Annotated in this window: 15 protein-coding genes; 2 read left to right on the plus strand and 13 right to left on the minus strand. The window is 61.9% G+C overall.

What is annotated here, in order from left to right:
- Window positions 1-309 precede the first annotated feature (309 nt).
- The 11 genes from KJQ96_RS36135 to KJQ96_RS36185 form a co-directional block, all read right to left on the minus strand.
- Window positions 310-462, minus strand: coding sequence for a hypothetical protein (locus KJQ96_RS36135; RefSeq protein WP_213290892.1), 153 nt, complete (start codon window positions 460-462; stop codon window positions 310-312).
- A gap of 159 nt (window positions 463-621) precedes the next feature.
- Window positions 622-2,088 (minus strand): NAD(P)/FAD-dependent oxidoreductase, encoded by a 1,467-nt coding sequence (locus tag KJQ96_RS36140; protein WP_213290893.1) that lies wholly within the window; start codon window positions 2,086-2,088, stop codon window positions 622-624.
- Between the two features lie 210 nt (window positions 2,089-2,298).
- Window positions 2,299-3,726, minus strand: a complete 1,428-nt coding sequence (gene ahcY, locus KJQ96_RS36145) for an adenosylhomocysteinase (protein ID WP_213290894.1) — start codon at window positions 3,724-3,726, stop codon at window positions 2,299-2,301.
- A 126-nt stretch (window positions 3,727-3,852) separates the two neighbouring features.
- Window positions 3,853-5,046: a methionine adenosyltransferase gene (gene metK / locus KJQ96_RS36150; protein WP_213290895.1), complete on the minus strand. Its 1,194-nt coding sequence runs from the start codon at window positions 5,044-5,046 to the stop codon at window positions 3,853-3,855.
- 60 nt (window positions 5,047-5,106) lie between these two features.
- Window positions 5,107-6,459, minus strand: coding sequence for a hypothetical protein (locus KJQ96_RS36155; RefSeq protein ID WP_213290896.1), 1,353 nt, complete (start codon window positions 6,457-6,459; stop codon window positions 5,107-5,109).
- Window positions 6,460-6,867: 408 nt separating this feature from the next.
- Window positions 6,868-7,986: a cobalamin-independent methionine synthase II family protein gene (locus KJQ96_RS36160; protein ID WP_213290897.1), complete on the minus strand. Its 1,119-nt coding sequence runs from the start codon at window positions 7,984-7,986 to the stop codon at window positions 6,868-6,870.
- 23 nt (window positions 7,987-8,009) lie between these two features.
- Window positions 8,010-8,726, minus strand: a complete 717-nt coding sequence (locus tag KJQ96_RS36165) for an ABC transporter ATP-binding protein (protein ID WP_213290898.1) — start codon at window positions 8,724-8,726, stop codon at window positions 8,010-8,012.
- Window positions 8,719-9,471, minus strand: a complete 753-nt coding sequence (locus KJQ96_RS36170) for an ABC transporter ATP-binding protein (RefSeq protein WP_213290899.1) — start codon at window positions 9,469-9,471, stop codon at window positions 8,719-8,721. The genes KJQ96_RS36165 and KJQ96_RS36170 overlap by 8 nt, the downstream gene beginning before the upstream one ends.
- Window positions 9,468-10,499, minus strand: a complete 1,032-nt coding sequence (locus tag KJQ96_RS36175; protein WP_213290900.1) for a branched-chain amino acid ABC transporter permease — start codon at window positions 10,497-10,499, stop codon at window positions 9,468-9,470. Before KJQ96_RS36175 ends, KJQ96_RS36170 begins: the two co-directional genes overlap by 4 nt.
- Before the next feature lie 7 nt (window positions 10,500-10,506).
- Complete coding sequence (locus KJQ96_RS36180) at window positions 10,507-11,376, minus strand: branched-chain amino acid ABC transporter permease (RefSeq protein ID WP_213290901.1); 870 nt, start codon at window positions 11,374-11,376, stop codon at window positions 10,507-10,509.
- Window positions 11,377-11,603: 227 nt separating this feature from the next.
- Window positions 11,604-12,776 carry an ABC transporter substrate-binding protein gene (locus KJQ96_RS36185; RefSeq protein ID WP_213290902.1) on the minus strand — a complete coding sequence of 391 codons (1,173 nt, stop codon included), beginning with the start codon at window positions 12,774-12,776 and terminating at the stop codon, window positions 11,604-11,606.
- A 333-nt stretch (window positions 12,777-13,109) separates the two neighbouring features.
- On the opposite strand from KJQ96_RS36185, the gene KJQ96_RS36190 reads away from it, so the two are divergent.
- Complete coding sequence (locus KJQ96_RS36190) at window positions 13,110-13,388, plus strand: hypothetical protein (protein ID WP_057848049.1); 279 nt, start codon at window positions 13,110-13,112, stop codon at window positions 13,386-13,388.
- Here the strand turns inward: KJQ96_RS36190 and purU are convergent.
- Window positions 13,385-14,248: a formyltetrahydrofolate deformylase gene (purU, locus tag KJQ96_RS36195; protein ID WP_213290903.1), complete on the minus strand. Its 864-nt coding sequence runs from the start codon at window positions 14,246-14,248 to the stop codon at window positions 13,385-13,387. The two genes, KJQ96_RS36190 and purU, sit on opposite strands and share 4 nt — an antisense overlap.
- Window positions 14,249-14,391: 143 nt before the next feature.
- On the opposite strand from purU, the gene KJQ96_RS36200 reads away from it, so the two are divergent.
- Window positions 14,392-15,237 (plus strand): uroporphyrinogen-III synthase, encoded by an 846-nt coding sequence (locus tag KJQ96_RS36200; RefSeq protein ID WP_213290904.1) that lies wholly within the window; start codon window positions 14,392-14,394, stop codon window positions 15,235-15,237.
- Between the two features lie 156 nt (window positions 15,238-15,393).
- Here the strand turns inward: KJQ96_RS36200 and KJQ96_RS36205 are convergent, their stop codons facing one another.
- Window positions 15,394-17,178, minus strand: a complete 1,785-nt coding sequence (locus KJQ96_RS36205) for an adenylate/guanylate cyclase domain-containing protein (RefSeq protein WP_249734959.1) — start codon at window positions 17,176-17,178, stop codon at window positions 15,394-15,396.
- Window positions 17,179-17,314 lie beyond the last annotated feature (136 nt).

Consider the following 17,314-nt stretch of genomic DNA (forward strand, 5'->3'; position numbering starts at 1 on the left):
TGCACACGAGACCGCGGGTGCAGCCAGCACCCGGTCTTCCCTGCGCCCTCTAATTGGAGAGGGCGGGAATTTGAGAGCAAACCTCGGGCGATCAGCGTCGCGAGAACGCGAAGTTGTAGCCACTGTTTGAAAATTGATTCACAGCAGCCCGTCGTCCCGGACAAGCGAGCGTAGCGAGCGCGATCCGGGACCCATACGCCGCGGCGAATGTTGTCTTGGGAGGATGGTCGTGCGCTGTGCTTCAACAACCAGCGATGGTGGTTGTGGGTCCCCGCGTTCGCAGGGACAACGGAGGAGAGAGACTTGCCGTTAACCCCGCAGCGCCTGCAGGCCTTTGAAGGTGAGGCGCTTGGGATCGCGGACGCCCGCCAGATAGAGCTTGCGGATGAAGGCGGCTGCGGCCTCACGGTCGCAATCGGTCAGCGCCACGATGGCGTCGACGGCAATTCGTTGGGCGTCCATGGGCTTCCTCGTGCTGTCAGGGGCCGCAAGCTACGCAGCGTGCGACACGCCGGTTAATCCGGCGTTAACCGTGAGGCCATGTTGGACGATTCGAAGCCATCTACGTATACGCGAAACGACGCATCGGACGGCCGGACGCACCCTCGCAAGGTGCATCGCTCACGAATACTGCATCACGCCATCATCGACCTTGCCGTAGCGGAGCGTGACGATGTCGAGCGCATAGTTCTGGTACAGCCGCCACGGCCGCTTCGAGCCCTGCTTGGGCAATTTGGCGATCGAGCGCTGCACATAGCCGGAGGAGAAATCGAGCGACGGCATTTCGGTGACCGACGGATCGACATTATGCGGCATGCACTGTTTGTAGCCGTTGCGGTCCATATAGTTGATCAGCCGGCAGACATATTCGCACGTCAGATCGCATTTCAGCGTCCACGACGCGTTGGTGTAGCCGAACGCGGCCGCCAGGTTCGGAATGTCCGAATACATCATGCCCTTGTAGTTCAGCGTTCGCGCGAAATCGACCGTGCGGCCGTCGACACTGACTTCGAGCCCGCCGAGCACCTGCAGAACCAGCCCGGTCGCGGTGACAATGATGTCGGCCTCAAGCTCGCTGCCGTCCTTCAGCTTGATTCCGCTCTTGGTAAAGGTGTCGATCTCGTTGGTGACGACGGAAGCGCGCTTGTCGCGGATCGATTTGAACAGATCGCCGTCCGGCACCAGGCAGAGCCGCTGCTCCCACGGATTGTAGCGCGGCGTAAAGTGCTTAGCCACGTCATATTCCGGCCCCAGCGCCATCTTGACGCCACCGAGGATCAACTGCTTGGCGCGGTCCGGCTTGCGCCGGCAGAGCTGAAAGAAATACATGCCGAACAGCACGTTGCGCCAGCGGATCATGTGATAGGCGAGCTTGGCGGAGAGATTTTTCCGCAGCTTGTTGGCAAGCGCATCCTCCGCCGGCCGCGCCACTACGTAAGTCGGCGAGCGCTGCAGCATGGTGACATGCGACGCGGTCTTGGCCATCTCCGGCACCAGCGTCACGGCGGTTGCACCCGAGCCGATCACCACCACGCGTTTTCCTGCGTAGTCGAGGTCTTCGGGCCACTTCTGCGGATGCACGATCTGGCCTTGGAAATCCGCTGTGCCGGAAAATTCCGGCGTGTAGCCTTCCTCGTATTTGTAATAGCCCGAGCACATGAACAGGAAATTGCAGGTAAAGCGCACGGTCTCCGCCGCGCCCTCGCCCACGTTGCATTCGGCCTCCACGGTCCAGCGCGGATCCGGCGACGACCACGACGCGCGCTTGACGCGGTGGTGGAAACGGATGTGCTTGTCGATGCCGTTATCTACAGCGGTCTCGCGAACATAGTTGAGGATCCGCGACCCGTCGGCGATCGCCTTCGGCTCGGTCCACGGCCGAAACGAATAGCCGAGCGTGTACATGTCCGAGTCGGAGCGGATGCCGGGATAACGGAAGAGATCCCAGGTGCCGCCGAGGCAGTCGCGCCCCTCGAGAATGACGTAGCTCTTGCCGGGACACTTCTGCTGCAAATGATAGCCCGCGCCGATGCCGGACAGTCCGGCGCCGACAATGAGGACGTCGAAATGCTCTGCCGTATCGGTCATGGCGATCTCCCTGCTTTCAGATGTAATGGCCAGCAGGCATAAATTGCAACTCGCATTGTCAGGTTGCTGCGACGATACAGGCTGTATCGGAATTTACCGTTGAATTTCAACCGTCGCAGGTTGTGCAACCGATCAGCAAAAAGCCCCGGATCGCTCCGGGGCTTGGTAGTGCCTTGGCATTTACTTCAGGACGCCGCCCGCGACGTGAAATCAGTAGCGGTAATGATCCGACTTGTACGGGCCTTCCGGCTTGACGCCGATATAATCGGCCTGGTCCTTGCGCAGCTCGGTCAGCTTGACGCCGATTTTGGCGAGATGCAGCCGCGCCACTTTCTCGTCGAGCGTCTTCGGCAGCACGTAGACCTGCTTCTGGTACTTGCCGTCCTTGTTGTTGGCGAACAGTTCGATCTGGGCCAGCGTCTGGTTAGTGAACGAGGCCGACATCACGAAGGACGGATGGCCCATGGCGTTGCCGAGATTCACCAAGCGGCCTTCCGACAACAGGATGATGCGGTGCTTGTCGGGGAATTCGATCTCATCGACCTGCGGCTTGATGTTGGTCCACTTCAGATTACGCAAGCCTGCGATCTGGATCTCGTTATCGAAGTGACCGATGTTGCAGACGATGGCGCGATCCTTCATCGCGCGCATGTGGTCGATGGTGATGATGTCCTTGTTGCCGGTCGCGGTGACGAAGATGTCGGCGCGCGGCGCTGCGTCTTCCATCGTCGTGACTTCATAGCCTTCCATCGCCGCCTGCAGCGCGCAGATCGGATCGACTTCGGAGACCATGACGCGGCAGCCGGCCTGGCGCAGCGACGCCGCCGAGCCCTTGCCGACGTCGCCGAAGCCCGCGACCATCGCGGTCTTGCCGGACATCATGACGTCGGTGCCGCGGCGGATGCCGTCGACCAGCGACTCGCGGCAACCATAGAGATTGTCGAATTTCGATTTCGTCACGCTGTCGTTGACGTTGATGGCGGGGAACAACAGCGTGCCCTTGTTCGCCATATCGTAGAGGCGGTGCACGCCCGTCGTGGTCTCCTCCGAGACGCCCTTGATGTTCTTGGCGATCTCGGCGAAGTAGCCCTTCGGCTTCTCCTTCAGGAGGCGCTTGACGAGCGCATAGAAGATTTCCTCTTCCTCCGAAGTCGGCTTGTCGAGGAAGGCGGTATCGCCCTGCTCGGCGCGATAGCCGGCATGCACCAGCATGGTGGCATCGCCGCCGTCATCGAGGATCATGTTGGGCGTGCCGCCGCCGTGCCAATCGAACAGCTTTGCGGTGTAGTCCCAGTATTCGGCGAGCGTCTCGCCCTTCACCGCAAACACCGGAATGCCGGCGGCAGCAATTGCGGCAGCCGCATGGTCCTGCGTCGAATAGATGTTGCACGACACCCAGCGGATGTCGGCGCCGAGTGCGGCCAGCGTCTCGATCAAGACCGCGGTCTGGATCGTCATGTGCAGGGAGCCGGCGATGCGGGCGCCCTTCAGCGGCTGCTTCGGACCGTATTCCTCGCGCGTCGCCATCAGGCCCGGCATCTCGGTCTCGGCCAGCGAGATTTCCTTGCGGCCGAATTCGGCGAGCGAAATGTCCTTGACGATGTAGTCGGTGAAGGCAGGCTTGATGGGGGCGTTCATGAGAGCTTCCTGTTGTCTAGCTCGTCATTCCGGGGCGTCTCGAAGAGGCGAACCCGGAAGCTCGAAATGATGGATAAGGATTCCGGGTTCGCTCGCTGTCGCGAGCGCCCCGGAATGACGCAAAGGCTAAACCGCGCGCTTGAGCGGTTCGACCAGATCGGTCTTCTCCCAGGAGAAGCCGCCTTCATTGTCGGGCGTGCGACCGAAATGGCCGTAGGCTGCGGTACGCGCGTAGATCGGGCGATTGAGATCGAGATGGGTGCGGATGCCGCGCGGCGTCAAATCCATCGCCTTCGCGGCTGCCTGCTCGAGCCGGTCTTCCGGCACCTTTCCCGTGCCGTGGGTATCGATATAGATCGACAGCGGACGCGCCACACCGATCGCGTAAGCAAGCTGCAGCGTGCAGCGGTCGGCGAGACCGGCGGCGACGATGTTCTTGGCGACATAGCGCGCGGCATAGGCGGCCGAACGGTCGACCTTGGTCGGGTCCTTGCCGGAGAAGGCGCCGCCGCCATGCGGGGCTGCCCCGCCATACGTATCGACGATGATCTTTCGGCCGGTGAGACCGGAATCGCCGTCGGGGCCGCCGATATAGAATTTTCCGGTTGGGTTGATGTGCCAGATGGTCTTGCCGTTGATCCATTCCTTCGGCAACGCCTCGCGAACATAGGGTTCGACGATGTCACGAATCTGATTGGAGGTGAGGTCCTCGACCAGATGCTGGTGCGAGACCACGATCTCGCGCACGCCGACCGGCTTGCCGTTCTCGTACTGCACGGTGACCTGGCTCTTGGAGTCCGGACCGAGCACCTTCTCGCGGCCGGAGTGGCGCGCTTCGGAAATCAACCGAAGGATCTTGTGGGCGTAGAAGATCGGCGCCGGCATCAGGTCAGGCGTCTCGTTGGTGGCGTAGCCGAACATGATGCCCTGGTCGCCCGCGCCCTCTTCCTGGTTGCTGGGCTGCTTGGCATCGACGCCCTGCGCGATGTCAGCGGACTGCGGATGCAACAGGATTTCAATGTCAGCGGTCTTCCAGTGAAAACCCTCCTGCTCGTAGCCAATGTCCTTGATGGCCTCGCGCACGGTGCTTTCGATCTGCTCGTTGGTGACCGACTCCGGACCACGAGTCTCACCGGCGATCACCACCTTGTTGGTGGTGGCCAGCGTTTCGCAGGCCGCGCGGATCTGCCAGGGGTCGATGCCCGCCTTCGGGCCTTCCCGGTAGAACAGGTCGACGATCTCGTCCGAGATTCGATCGCAAACCTTGTCCGGATGACCCTCGGAAACCGACTCGCTGGTGAAGAGATAGGAGGCGCGCATCAACAAACCCCTTGTTCCCGCCGGACCCCGGCGGCTGTCTGTGTTGTGTATCCTGGAATGTCAGTCGCGACGCCGCGAAATGACGTAGGATTCGTCGTAAAACCAAAGCCCGTTATGCTTGCGCAGAACCTCTCTGGTGGCATCGAGCGTCCGGCTGTTTTCAGTCATTTCGGTCAACCGATCGTCTTCGATCTGGGCGACATACACCGCCGCATTCCACGCTGCAAAGGCCGTCGAGGTTCCGATCGAGCCGGTGACCTCGTTGGGCAGCGCTTCCATATCATAACGGAAGATGGAACGGTTATCGGCGTAGGCATTAAAGTTAAGGTCCCGCCCGGCCGACCCCAGCTCGTATTTCACCGCGCGCAATAGCTCATGACGGCTCACGGCGAAAGGATTTTCTCCCGGCCAGACCGACTGGATGATTTCCAGGCCCGGATCCTGCCCGTGGGAGTGAATTCCAATCAAACGGCCCCCTGCCCGCAAGGACCTAGCCAGCGGTGCAATGATCCGCTTGGCGCGGAAATTCACAGAGGATTTTGCCCGATAGGGCTGGGAAGCGATCACAAGGTCGAAATTGGCCTCGGTCCGGCCGGCCCGTGGGATGATCGAATCAAGCAGGAACCTGTGGTCTTCCCGGTACAGCACCAGCGCCACCGGCCGTTCATAGATCGGCATGCCCGATTTGGGGCTGATATTGGCGCGCCAGTTTTGTTCCAGAAACGGCCCCAGTTCGGCAATTTGCGTCTCAAACTCCCCCGACGAGGCCCCCCGCAGGGCCACCTCGTGCCAGATCATGCCCGCGGCCGCCGCGGGCGAGGCCGGCGTCAGCCAGGGCGCCTCCGCGTAATGCATATTGGTCAGGACGATGACCGTCGCCGGGTGCTCGAACAGCCGGTCCGGCACCTTGTCGAGCGTCAGGCGGACGTCCTCTAGGCTCAACTCCTTGCCGGCGATATAGAACGGCATATGGGGAAAACGGCCGTGCATCGAGCGCATCACCCGCGCGAGCACCGTGCCGTCGCCGACGCCCGCATCGAATACCCTGAGCGCCGGCGGCCGCGGATGCAGGCTGGACAACTCCAGCGCCACCCGCTCGGCAATCACCCGCTTTTCGCTGCAGGTATGGACGAACAGCAGGTATTTCTGCCGATTCTCGAAGAAGCGGAAATTGCCCCGGGGGTCGCGCTTTTCGGGCGGCACTTCAAGGCCGCGTGGTGGCGGCAGCGTGCCGGTGGACGCTGCGATATAGGCCTGGATGCGGTCCAACGTATCGATAGTGATGCGCTTGCCCTCGCGCAGCCGCTGCACCAGCTTGCCGTCGTTGACCGCCCGGCGCCCGAACGTCGTCTCCGCCATGTCGGACTGGCGGCAGAACTCGGTGATCTGGCTGAGTATCTGGTCGTTTTTCATCGGGCCAGTGGTTGGGAAATGCCGGTGGGCAGCGGTAGATGCCGGAAGTTTCCTACCATCCTTTGCCCAACGAGTATACGCCCCAAAAAGGGCGAGGCGTCATTGGAACCCGCCGCACCTGCTAACGTACAAGATGATAAAATGACACTTTGGGGCGCCGCCGCCTTGCTCCTGCTTGCAACGCTGGGCCCGGCTATTGCGCACCGCCCTCACCCCGTCATTGCGAGCGAAGTGAACCTTCTACGCTTGCTACGCAAGCTTCGCAGGGCTCAAGTCCGCCGAAGCGCTTCTGCGCGCAGGCGGAAGCAATCCATCTTTCCGCGCTGGGATAGATGGATTGCTTCGTCGCTTCAGCGCAAAATTGCTTTGCAATTTTGTCGCGAGCTCCTCGCAATGACGCTGAGAGACCTATTTCCCCCACACCTCGTTCGCCACTTCCACCGCGAGGCTCAACTTCGCCCACTGCTCGTCCTCGGAGAGAATGTTGCCTTCCTCGGTCGAGGCAAAGCCGCATTGCGGCGACACCGCAAGCTGGTCGAGCGGGGCGAACTTGGCGGCCTCCTCGAGGCGGCGCTTGACGTCGTCCTTCTTCTCGAGCTCGCCGAATTTCGAGGTGATGACGCCGACCACGACCACCTTGTTGCCCTTCGGCAGGTAGCGGAGCGGCTCGAAGCCGCCGGCGCGGTCGGAATCATATTCGAGGAAATAGCCGTCGTAATTGGTGCCGGCCAGCATGGTCTCGGCCACCGGCTCGTAGCCGCCGGAGGAAATCCAGGTGGAGCGGAAATTGCCGCGGCAGACATGGGTGGTGATCACCATGTCGGCCGGCCGCTCGGCCAAAGCGTAGTTGATGACGCGCGCGTAGATTTCCTGCAGGCCGTCGGGGTTGTCGCCGCGATCGCGCGCCTTCTGCAATTCGTCCTGCGAGCAGAGATAGGCCCATACGGTGTCGTCGAATTGCAGGTAACGGCAGCCGGCGTCATAGAACGCCTTCACCGCCTTGCGATAGGTCTTGCCGAGGTCGAGGAAGAATTCCTCCAGATCGGGATAGACCTCCTTCGAGATCGACTTGCGGCCGCCGCGGAAATGCAGCACGGCCGGCGACGGGATCGTCATCTTCGGCGTGACGTGGGCCGTGTCGGCATGTTTCTTCAGGAAGCGGAAGTGATCCAGCATCGGATGGTTGTCCGGGAAGTCGAGCTTGCCGATCACGCGGACCGCGTCATGCCTCGTTTCCACGCCGGCGAACTGGATGCCCGTGTCGGGGTGGAACAGCTCACAGCCGGTGAGCTGGCTAAGAAAGTCGAAATGCCACCAGGAGCGGCGGAACTCGCCATCGGTCGCGAGCTTCAGCCCGATCGAGGCCTGCTTGTGCACGACCTTTTCGATCTCGAGGTCCTCGGCCTTGCGCAGGTCCTCCGCCGTAATCTCACCCTTCTCCAACTTGGCGCGCGCTTCCTTGATGCGCGGCGGACGCAACAGACTGCCGACCTCGTCGGCGCGGAACGGGGGCTTTGTTCTCTGCATGGTCTCAACTCCCATAAATAAATCTAGTGGGCGGCCGCGCCGGCGACGCCGAGATAGCGTTCGAGCACGGCGGGATCGGCCTTCAACGCGCTGCTGGCGGCATCATGCACGATTGCGCCGCGTTCCAATATCACAACCCGATCCGCCAACCCCAGAATCTTTTGCGCGTTCTGCTCGACGATAACAGAGCAGATGCCCCCTGCCCGGGTGATCGTGCCGAGCGCCCTTAATAATTCTTCAACGATGATCGGTGCCAGTCCCTCGGTCGGCTCGTCCAGCAGCAGCACCTTGGGATTGAGGGTCAGCGCGCGGCCGATCGCCAGCATCTGCTGCTCGCCGCCGGAAAGCTGGTTGCCGAAATTGTTGCGGCGCTCCTTCAGCCGCGGAAACATCTCATAGACCTTTTCCACGGTCCAAGGGCCAGGCTGGGCCACCGCGGTCATGTTTTCCTCGACGGTCAGTGAGCGGAAGATGTTGCGCTCCTGCGGCACCCAGCCGATCCCGGCCCGCGCCCGCTGGTCCGGGCGCATCGCGGTGATGTCGAGCCCGCCAAGCGCAATCGTTCCGCCGAAACGGCGGGTGATGCCGACGATCGAGTTGATCAGCGTGGTCTTGCCGGTGCCATTGCGTCCCAGCAGCGCCAGCACCTGGCCCTCGCCCAGCGACAGCGACATCGAAGGCAACACCACGGCTTCGCCGTAGCCGGCACGCAAGGCATCGATGGCGAGAAGCTCAGGCATGGACCGCCTCGCCCAGATAGACCGCCTTCACTTGCGGATCGCGCGCCACTTCCTCCGGCGGACCTTCCACCAGCATGGCGCCGTTGACCAGCACCGAGATACGGTCAGCGAAGGAAAACACCAGATCCATATCGTGCTCGATCAGCAATACCGTCACATCGCGCGGCAGGGCAGCGACCGCCGCCAGAATATCGTGACGCTCGCTCTCGGGCACACCGGCAGCGGGCTCGTCGAGCAGCAGCACGCGGGGCCGGGTTGCAATGGCGACAGCGATCTCGAGCAAGCGCTGTTTGCCGTAAGGCAGCGTCGCGGTGCGCTCATTCATCACGTCAAGCAAATGAAAACGTCCCAGCGTTTCCGCGACCTCCTGATTGACGTCGTCGCGCGTGCCCATCCGCCGCCACCAGTCGCCGCCGCGGCCGAGACGTTCGGAGACGGCGAGCCCGACCGTTTCGAGCGGGGTCAGGTCGGCATAGAGCTGATTGATCTGGAAGGTGCGCGACAGCCCGCGCAGCACCCGCTTGTGTACCGGCAAATCGGTGATGTCGTTGCCCTCGAGCAGAATCCGTCCCGCATTGGGCTTGAGCACGCCGGTCAGCAGATTGATGACGGTGGTCTTGCCGGCGCCGTTGGGCCCGATCAGGGCATGGCGGGCGCCCTGCTCGACCTTCAGCGACAGCTCGCGCGTGACCCGCAAGCCGCCGAAGGATTTTTCCAGCCCCCTGGTTTCGAGCGCGATCGTCATGGCGCATCACTTTCGGGAACGGCCACGACGGCCTTGCGTCCGAAGAGCTGGCGGATCACGAGGTTCGGCCCCCAAAGTACCCAGGGATGGATGCGTTCGCGGCCGACCAACACCATCACGACTAGGACGAGGCCGATCCAGAACAGCCAGTATTGCGGCGTAATGGTCTGAAACAGTTCCTGCAGCATCTTGAACACGACCGCGCCGATCAGTCCGCCATAGAGATAGCCGGTGCCGCCGATCACGAGCACCAGCATCAGATCGGCCGAGCGTTCGAACGCGAACACGTCGAGCGAGGCCAGCGCCGTGGTCTGGGTGAACAGCGCCCCGGCAATGCCGGCGTAGAACGCGGCGATCGTATAGATCGCGATCAGGCGGCGGTTGACGGGCACGCCGATGGCCGACGCCCGCAGCGGATTGTTCTTGATCGCGCGCAGCGACAGGCCGAACGGCGAATTCACGATCCGCCGCGCCAACAGAAACAGCAGGAACAGCACGATCAGCGAATAGAAGAAACCGGTCTTGCCGAACATATCGAACGCGAACAGGCCGAGGATCGGCTGCATCTCGATGCCCTGCAGCCCGTCGGTGCCGCCGGTGATATTGGAGAACCGTTCCGCCAGCGCTTCGAGCAGCAGCGCAATGCCAAGCGTCACCATCAGCCGCGTCAGGTCGACGCCGCGGATGACGAGGAAGCTGGTCAGGAAGCCGAGCACCATGGCGACGAGGCCGGCGGCGACCAGCGCGATCACCGGCTCGTTGATGATGCCATGCAGCGCCATCAGCCCGGCCGAATAGGCGCCGACGCCAAAGAACGCGGCGTGCCCCAGCGAAACGATGCCGGCGTAGCCGAGGATCAGATCGAGTGACAGCGTGAACAACGCCAGCCGCAGGATATCGGTCATGATCAGATAGCGGGACGGAAACAGAAACGCGCAGGACAGCGCGAGAATCCAGAACGCGATCTCAGCCGGGCGCCAGCGGGCGCGGGCGATGGCATGGGATGAGACGTCGGAGGCTGCGGTCATCGCGGACTCATCGCGCGGCGGCGCGGCCGAACAGACCGTTCGGACGCCAGATCAGGATAACGATCATGATGGTGTAGATGACGAACGGCCCCATCTTCGGCACGTAATATTTGCCGGCGACGTCGCCGATGCCGAGCAGCAGCGACGCCAGGAACGGCCCGGTGATACTGGAGGAGCCGCCTACGGTGACTACGATCAAAAAGTAGATCATGAATTTTAGCGGAAAATACGGGTCGAGCCCCAGGATCTCGGCGCTCAGCGCACCGCCGAGGCCGGCAAGGCCGCAGCCAAAGGCGAAGGTGAACGCAAAAACCTGCGGCACGTTGATGCCGAGGCCGCTTGCGGCGCGCGGATCGTCCACCGCGGCGCGCAGGCGGCTGCCGAAACGGGTTTTCGCCAGGATCAATTGCAGCGCCACCGTGAGCAGGCCGCAGATCACGATGATCATCAGCCGATAGCGGCCGATGCCGACGCCGAAGAAGTCGAACTGTCCCTCGAGCGCCGCCGGCAGTTTGATGAAAATCCGCGACGATCCCATGATGTAATCGACCGCCGCCACCGACATGAAGGTGAGGCCGATCGTGAACAGCACCTGGTCGAGATGGCTGCGGGTGTAGAGGTGGCGATAGAGCGTGCGCTCCAGCGCGACCCCAACCAGCGCGGCCGTAACGAAGGCCAGCGGCAGCGCGGAAAAGAACGGCCAGCCCTGGTTGTTGACCAGCACCGCGCAGATATAGCCGCCGGTCATGGCGAAGGCGCCATGCGCCAGATTGACAAAGTTCATCAGCCCGAGCGTCACCGCCAGCCCGCAGGCGAGCACGAACAGCAGCATGCCGTAGGCGACACCGTCGAAGAGGATGGTGAACAGCGTGGTCATAGTTCAGCAGATCTCAAACAGTGCGGTTGTGGCACCAGCCCCTCACCCGGATCGCTGCGCGATCCGACCTCTCCCCGCAAGAGCGGGGCGAGGTTGCGCCGAGCAAGCCGCGGGTCAAGTCCGTGCCTTAGAAAATAGAAGCGCGAGTCGCGAATGCCGCTCTGCTCCCTCTCCCCGCTCTTCGCGGGGAGAGGGTCGGGGTGAGGGGCAAGCCACAGGCACGGATGTCACTTCTTCGTCTTGCCGGAATCCTTCACCGCCTCGAAGGTCGCGAACTCGACGTTGTAGAGTTCGCCGTCGACCTTCTCGACCTTGCGAATGTAGATGTTCTGCACGATGTCGCGGGTTTCCGGATCGATCATGATCGGGCCGCGGGGGCTCTCCCACTTCATGCCCTTCATCGCCGCGATCAGCGCGTCGCCGTCGGTGTTGCCGCCGGTCTTCTTCAGCGCCTCGTAGATCAACCGGATACCGTCATAGCCGCCGACCGCCATGAAGCCCGGGCGCTGGCCGAACGCCTTCTTGTAGGCGGCGACGAATTCCTTGTTCGCGGCCGAGGGATGCGCGGCCGAATAGAGATGCGCCGTCACCGTGCCGAGCGCAGCGTCGCCCATGCCGTTGAGCAGGTCGTCGTCCATCACGTCGCCGGGGCCGATCACCTTGATGCCCGCCTTGTCGAGGCCGCGCTCGGCATATTGCTTCATGAAGTTGCCGCCTTGGCCTGCTGGCACGAACACGAACACGGCGTCGGGCTTGGAATCCTTCATGCGCTGCAAGAATGGAGCAAAATCAGGGTTTTGCAGCGGCACCTTCACCTCTTCGACGATCTCTCCGCCGCCGGCGGTAAAGTTCTGCTTGAAGAAGTTCAGCGCGTCGTTGCCGGGTGCATAGTCGGAGGTCAGCGTCGCGACCTTCTTGATGCCATTCTTCGCGGCCCAATCACCGATGATGGTGCACGACTGCGCCAGCGTGAACGAGGTTCGGACGATGTAGGGCGAGCGCTCGGTGATGATCGAGGTGCCGGCCGCCATTACAATTTCGGGAACCTTGGCCTGCGTCGCCAAGGGTGCTGCCGCAAGCGCTGCCGGCGTCACGCCAAAGCCTGCGATGAAATTGACCTTGTCATTGACGATCAGTTCCTGCGCAAGGCGCTTGGTGTTGTCGGGAACCGCACCGTCGTCCTTCAGGATGACTTCGATCTTCTTGCCGGCGACCGTATCGCCGTTCTGCTGCATGTAGAGCTTGACCGCGTTGTCGATCTGCTTGCCGGTCGAGGCCTGACCGCCGGTCATCGGCAGGATCAGGCCAATCTTGACGGAGTCCTGGGCGTGGGCCGGCGCAAGCGCCAGCATCGCCGCGACCGAGCCTGCGGCCAGCAATATTTGACTGCGAATAGACATGAGCATCTCTCCCCCTGATCGGCCTTGTGTCTCGAACCGAGTCCCCGGCCCTTGATCTCACCATAACCCAGAATTTTCCGCCGGGTAGCGCGGCAACATGGCGTCCTTCCCCGCCTTGTTGTCAATCGGACCATTGGCGTGTCGCAGCGAAGAGCCGCATAGCCGCGAAAGACGCGATAGTATTATACGCTGCCCGAGCCTTCCTGCGATTGCCGCTTATTTGTACGATTGTACAAATGAAATGGCCCTGTCAACAAAGAACTCCCGCTGGTTCCCCGGAGCAGCGCCCTAAATCCATCACCCTTAAACGGTTAAGGTTGTAGTCTTCTGCCGATGCCGATCAGCGCGCGCCACATTGTCACGATCGTCACCGTTGCCCTCGCGGGCTGCGGCTTGAGCGGCTGTGGGACCATCAACGAGAAAGTCTCAGCCGGCGTCAGCGATGCCATTCCGGCCTGGGCCGGCGGATTGCCTGCTGACGCGCCGCCGCGCCCGGGAACCGCAAAGTATGACGAGTACATGCGGGAGCGCGAGCGAAAGCGCCTAATGCCGGCTTCCGAGCGCGACAAGGAGACCAACCCGGCTCCCGCGTCCAAGGATGCGGCTCGCTAATCCATAAACACCACGGTCTTGCGGCCATTGAGGATGACGCGGTCCTCGAGATGATGGCGCATGGCGCGCGCCAGTACGCGGCGTTCGATGTCGCGGCCCTTGCGCGAGAGATCTTCCGGCGTATCGCGATGGCTGATGCGCTCGACGTCCTGGTCGATGATCGGGCCTTCGTCGAGGTCGCGGGTGACGTAGTGCGCGGTGGCGCCGATCAGCTTGACGCCGCGCTCATGGGCCTGGTGATAGGGACGCGCGCCCTTGAAGCCCGGCAGGAACGAATGGTGGATGTTGATGCATCGGCCGGACAGTTTTGCCGACATTTCGTCCGACAGGATCTGCATGTAGCGCGCCAGCACGACGAGATCGGTCTTTGTGTCCTGAACCAGTTTCCAGACGGCCTCTTCCTGCTCGCGCTTGGTTTCCTTCGTCACCGGCAAATAGTGGAACGGGATCTCGCCGAAATCGAGCGAGCTGTAGGTCTCGCGCGGATGGTTGGAAACGATCGCGGTCGGGATCATCTCGAGTTCGCTGGTGCGCCAGCGATAGAGGATGTCGACCAGACAATGATCCGACTTCGAGACCAGCAGCATCACCCGGCGGCGATTAGCGCGGTCGCGCATCTGCCAGTCCATGGCGAAGCGCTCGGCGATCGCGGCAAAGCCGGTCTGCAGCGCCTGCAATTCGACGGCGAGATCGGCGGCGGTGAACACCACCCGCATGAAGAAATTCTCCGTCTCGATGTCGTCGAACTGCTGGGCGTCCAGGATGTTCTGACCGTTATGGGCCAGAAAGGTCGACACCGCGGAAACGATTCCGGGGCGATCCGGACAGGACAGGGTCAGGACGAATTGATGATCGGGCATGGCGCTGACTTGACTACAATTCAGGCAGAAGGGTGAAAACCTCGGATTTGCGCCCTGCTCTATCACCGCCGACGCGCTTGCGCCAATCCGGAAACCGGGGTCAGGATGAACAAAGCGCGAAGCAAAGGCGTTGGAGCGAGATCATGGCTGACAGATTGAACGGTTACCGCATTCTGATCCTGGAAACGCGCGAGGAGGCGCAGTTTTCCCGCCTGCTCACCGAACAGGGCGCCGACGTGCTGCAATGCCCGATGTTCACCATCCACGACGCGCCGGATCCGGCGCCGCTCGAAGCCTGGATCAGGCGGTCGATTGAAAAGCCCTTCGACGATGTGGTGCTGATGACGGGCGAAGGCCTGCGCCGGCTGATGAAGGTGGTCCGGCGCATCGGCGTCGAACAGGAATTCATTGCCTCCCTCGGCAAGGCGCGCAAATTCGCCCGCGGCCCCAAGCCAGGCAAGGCGCTGCGCGAAATCGGGCTGGAACCGCAGATGACGACCGAGAAGCCAACCTCCGAAGGCGTCGCCGAGATGCTGTCACGCCTCGACCTCAGCGGCCATCGCCTCGGCTTGCAGCTCTATCCGGACAAGGACCACAGCGTCCTGATCGGCGCGATCAAGGCGCAAGGGGCCGAGGTCGATACCGTGCTGCCCTATGTCTACGACGCGCAGGCCGCCGACGTTAACATCATCAATGCGATCGACGAGATGGCGGCCGGCCGCATCGACGCGATCGCACTGACCAATCTCGGCCAGATCCGGCGACTGATCGAGGTCGCGCGTGCAAGGGGCTGCGAGGACCGGTTACGCGAGGGGCTCGATCGCACGCCGATCGCTTCGGTCGGACCGGCGGTCTCCGATGAACTCAAATCTCACGGCCTGCGCACCGATATCTATCCGACGGAGGACGCCTTCTTCATGCGGCCGCTGATCTCGGCCATGGCAGCGGCGCTTTCGAGAAATCCACCGCGCGCGATGGCAAGAGGCTGACGGTCCATAACCCGCATGGCGACCGGCCAAACGTCCTCTTGGCCGCTGCTGGAAGCGGACATCAGGCGCTGATCTCCACATGTCCGCGCCGGGCCAACAACGGAAGTCCCTCTTTCGATCACCTCGTTGCCGCGGGCGAGCATCTTTCTGCGATGGTCATTCCGGCAGCCCGGCTCGCCGCAATCCTTCCTGGAATCGCAAGAGGTCTTCGGCCCGCCGATAAGAACTCAGCACGTCTTTGAGATTGGAAACACGTAGCGTGGGATTGAGTTCACGCAGCCGAGCCATTGCCTTCTGTGCTTGCTCCGGCCGTCCGGCCATTGCGTTGCTTGCGGCAGCCTGGCGTAATGCAGGTTGAAAGTCCGGATTTTCCTGCAATGCCATCGCCGCCCACGATGTTGCTTCGTCATAGCGGCCTAGGAGGAAATGTGCTTGCGCGGTCCCGGCTCGCATACCGCTCATCCGCGGATCAAGTGGGCTCAGGCGCATGGCACGCGCGAAGCGCTCGAGCGCCGTTTCCGGCTCGCCGAGAAAGTTTTTTACCCAGCCGCCCCAATACCATGCCTCAGCCGAATTGGAATTGAGCACAAGCGCGCGATCGATTAAGGCGGCGCCTAGCCCAAGATCGCGAACGACATAGGCTAATGCATACCCACTGGCGGCGAGCGCGATCGCGTCATCCTTGCCCAACTCAACCGCCCGCTGGGCGAGCCTCTTCACTTCGGCAATCTCGTTCGCTGTGCCTGAAATCCAGCCATTGAACTTGGCAATGACGTAGCAATAGGCTGCACGACCATAGGCGGAGGCAAAATCTGGGTCGAGGTCGATCGCGCTGTTGAACAGGCGCAATGCCTCGTCGTTCGCTTGCCGGCTCGCAAACTGATAAGACCTGGCCAAACCGCGTAAGTAGAGCGTATAGACATCGAGACTCTCGGTCGGCTTGCGCTTGGCACGCTCGATCTCGGCTTTTTCCACCGCCGGGGCGATCGCCCCGACAACGCTCTCAGTCACTTGATCCTGCAGATCGAAGATGTCGCCGAGACCTCCATCAAACCGTTCTGCCCAAAGATGTGCCCCGGTGGCGGTATCGACGAGCTGTCCCGTGATGCGCACTCGATTTGCCGCTTTGCGAACGCTGCCTTCCAGCACGTAGCGCACCCCAAGCTCGCGCCCCACCTGCTTCACGTCAACGGCGCGCCCCTTGTAGGTGAAGCTCGAATTGCGGGCGATGACGAACAGCGCCTTGAAATGCGATAGCGCCGTGATGATGTCATCGACCATGCCGTCGGCAAAATATTCCTGTTCCGGATCGGAGCTCAGGTTGGTGAAGGGGAGAACGGCGATCGAGGGCTTATTGGGCAGAGCAAGGGTCTCATCAACACGCAGGCGGGTCGGCACGGCTGGCATGGCGCGACCGCATTGGACGCGCCAGACCCGCATCGGTTCGGCGATATTCTTCAAGGATTGCGAACCCAAATCCTCAAACGTTACATCTACCTTGCCACGAATTTGCCGACGAGCGTCGTCCGAGATGCTGATGCCGCCCGGCTCTGCAATCCCTTCGAGACGCACTGCAATATTGACCCCGTCACCAAAGATATCGTTTTCTTCGATAATAATATCACCGACGTGAATGCCGATGCGGAGTTCGATCTGCTTGTCCTCCGGCACGTCGATATTTTGTTCGGCCATGCCGCGTTGAATTTCGTCGGCACATCGGACGGCGTCGACCACGCTGGCGAACTCGGCAATAGCGCCGTCCCCGGTATTCTTGACAACACGTCCGTGATGTTCAGCGATTTTGGGATCGAAAATCGTTCTTCTAAGCGCTTTCAGTCGCGCCAGTGTGCCTTCTTCGTCTATCCCTATCAGGCGGCAAGAGCCTGCGACATCCGCCGCCAGAATAGCTGCTAGTCGTCGCTCTACGTGCTCGCTGCTCAAGATGGTCCCCCGTACTGGGGAAATCGAATGGTTATATAGCACGATTGTGGGTCGATGTCCGGCTACGCCCAAGGTCCGAAATGGGTCACGTGTGGACGGCGCCCTGGCAAGAACTTTCTGACGTTTTGCAGCATTG

The sequence above is a fragment of the Bradyrhizobium sp. sGM-13 genome, from assembly GCF_018398875.1.
GTDB lineage: Bacteria > Pseudomonadota > Alphaproteobacteria > Rhizobiales > Xanthobacteraceae > Bradyrhizobium.

Bases quoted from the DNA above. Each gene is read 5' to 3' on its own strand.
- KJQ96_RS36135 (WP_213290892.1), bottom strand. From the start codon at position 462: ATGGACGCCCAACGAATTGCCGTCGACGCCATCGTGGCGCTGACCGAT.
- KJQ96_RS36140 (WP_213290893.1), bottom strand. From the start codon at position 2,088: ATGACCGATACGGCAGAGCATTTCGACGTCCTCATTGTCGGCGCCGGA.
- ahcY (WP_213290894.1), bottom strand. From the start codon at position 3,726: ATGAACGCCCCCATCAAGCCTGCCTTCACCGACTACATCGTCAAGGAC.
- metK (WP_213290895.1), bottom strand. From the start codon at position 5,046: ATGCGCGCCTCCTATCTCTTCACCAGCGAGTCGGTTTCCGAGGGTCAT.
- KJQ96_RS36155 (WP_213290896.1), bottom strand. From the start codon at position 6,459: ATGAAAAACGACCAGATACTCAGCCAGATCACCGAGTTCTGCCGCCAG.
- KJQ96_RS36160 (WP_213290897.1), bottom strand. From the start codon at position 7,986: ATGCAGAGAACAAAGCCCCCGTTCCGCGCCGACGAGGTCGGCAGTCTG.
- KJQ96_RS36165 (WP_213290898.1), bottom strand. From the start codon at position 8,726: ATGCCTGAGCTTCTCGCCATCGATGCCTTGCGTGCCGGCTACGGCGAA.
- KJQ96_RS36170 (WP_213290899.1), bottom strand. From the start codon at position 9,471: ATGACGATCGCGCTCGAAACCAGGGGGCTGGAAAAATCCTTCGGCGGC.
- KJQ96_RS36175 (WP_213290900.1), bottom strand. From the start codon at position 10,499: ATGACCGCAGCCTCCGACGTCTCATCCCATGCCATCGCCCGCGCCCGC.
- KJQ96_RS36180 (WP_213290901.1), bottom strand. From the start codon at position 11,376: ATGACCACGCTGTTCACCATCCTCTTCGACGGTGTCGCCTACGGCATG.
- KJQ96_RS36185 (WP_213290902.1), bottom strand. From the start codon at position 12,776: ATGTCTATTCGCAGTCAAATATTGCTGGCCGCAGGCTCGGTCGCGGCG.
- KJQ96_RS36190 (WP_057848049.1), top strand. From the start codon at position 13,110: ATGCCGATCAGCGCGCGCCACATTGTCACGATCGTCACCGTTGCCCTC.
- purU (WP_213290903.1), bottom strand. From the start codon at position 14,248: ATGCCCGATCATCAATTCGTCCTGACCCTGTCCTGTCCGGATCGCCCC.
- KJQ96_RS36200 (WP_213290904.1), top strand. From the start codon at position 14,392: ATGGCTGACAGATTGAACGGTTACCGCATTCTGATCCTGGAAACGCGC.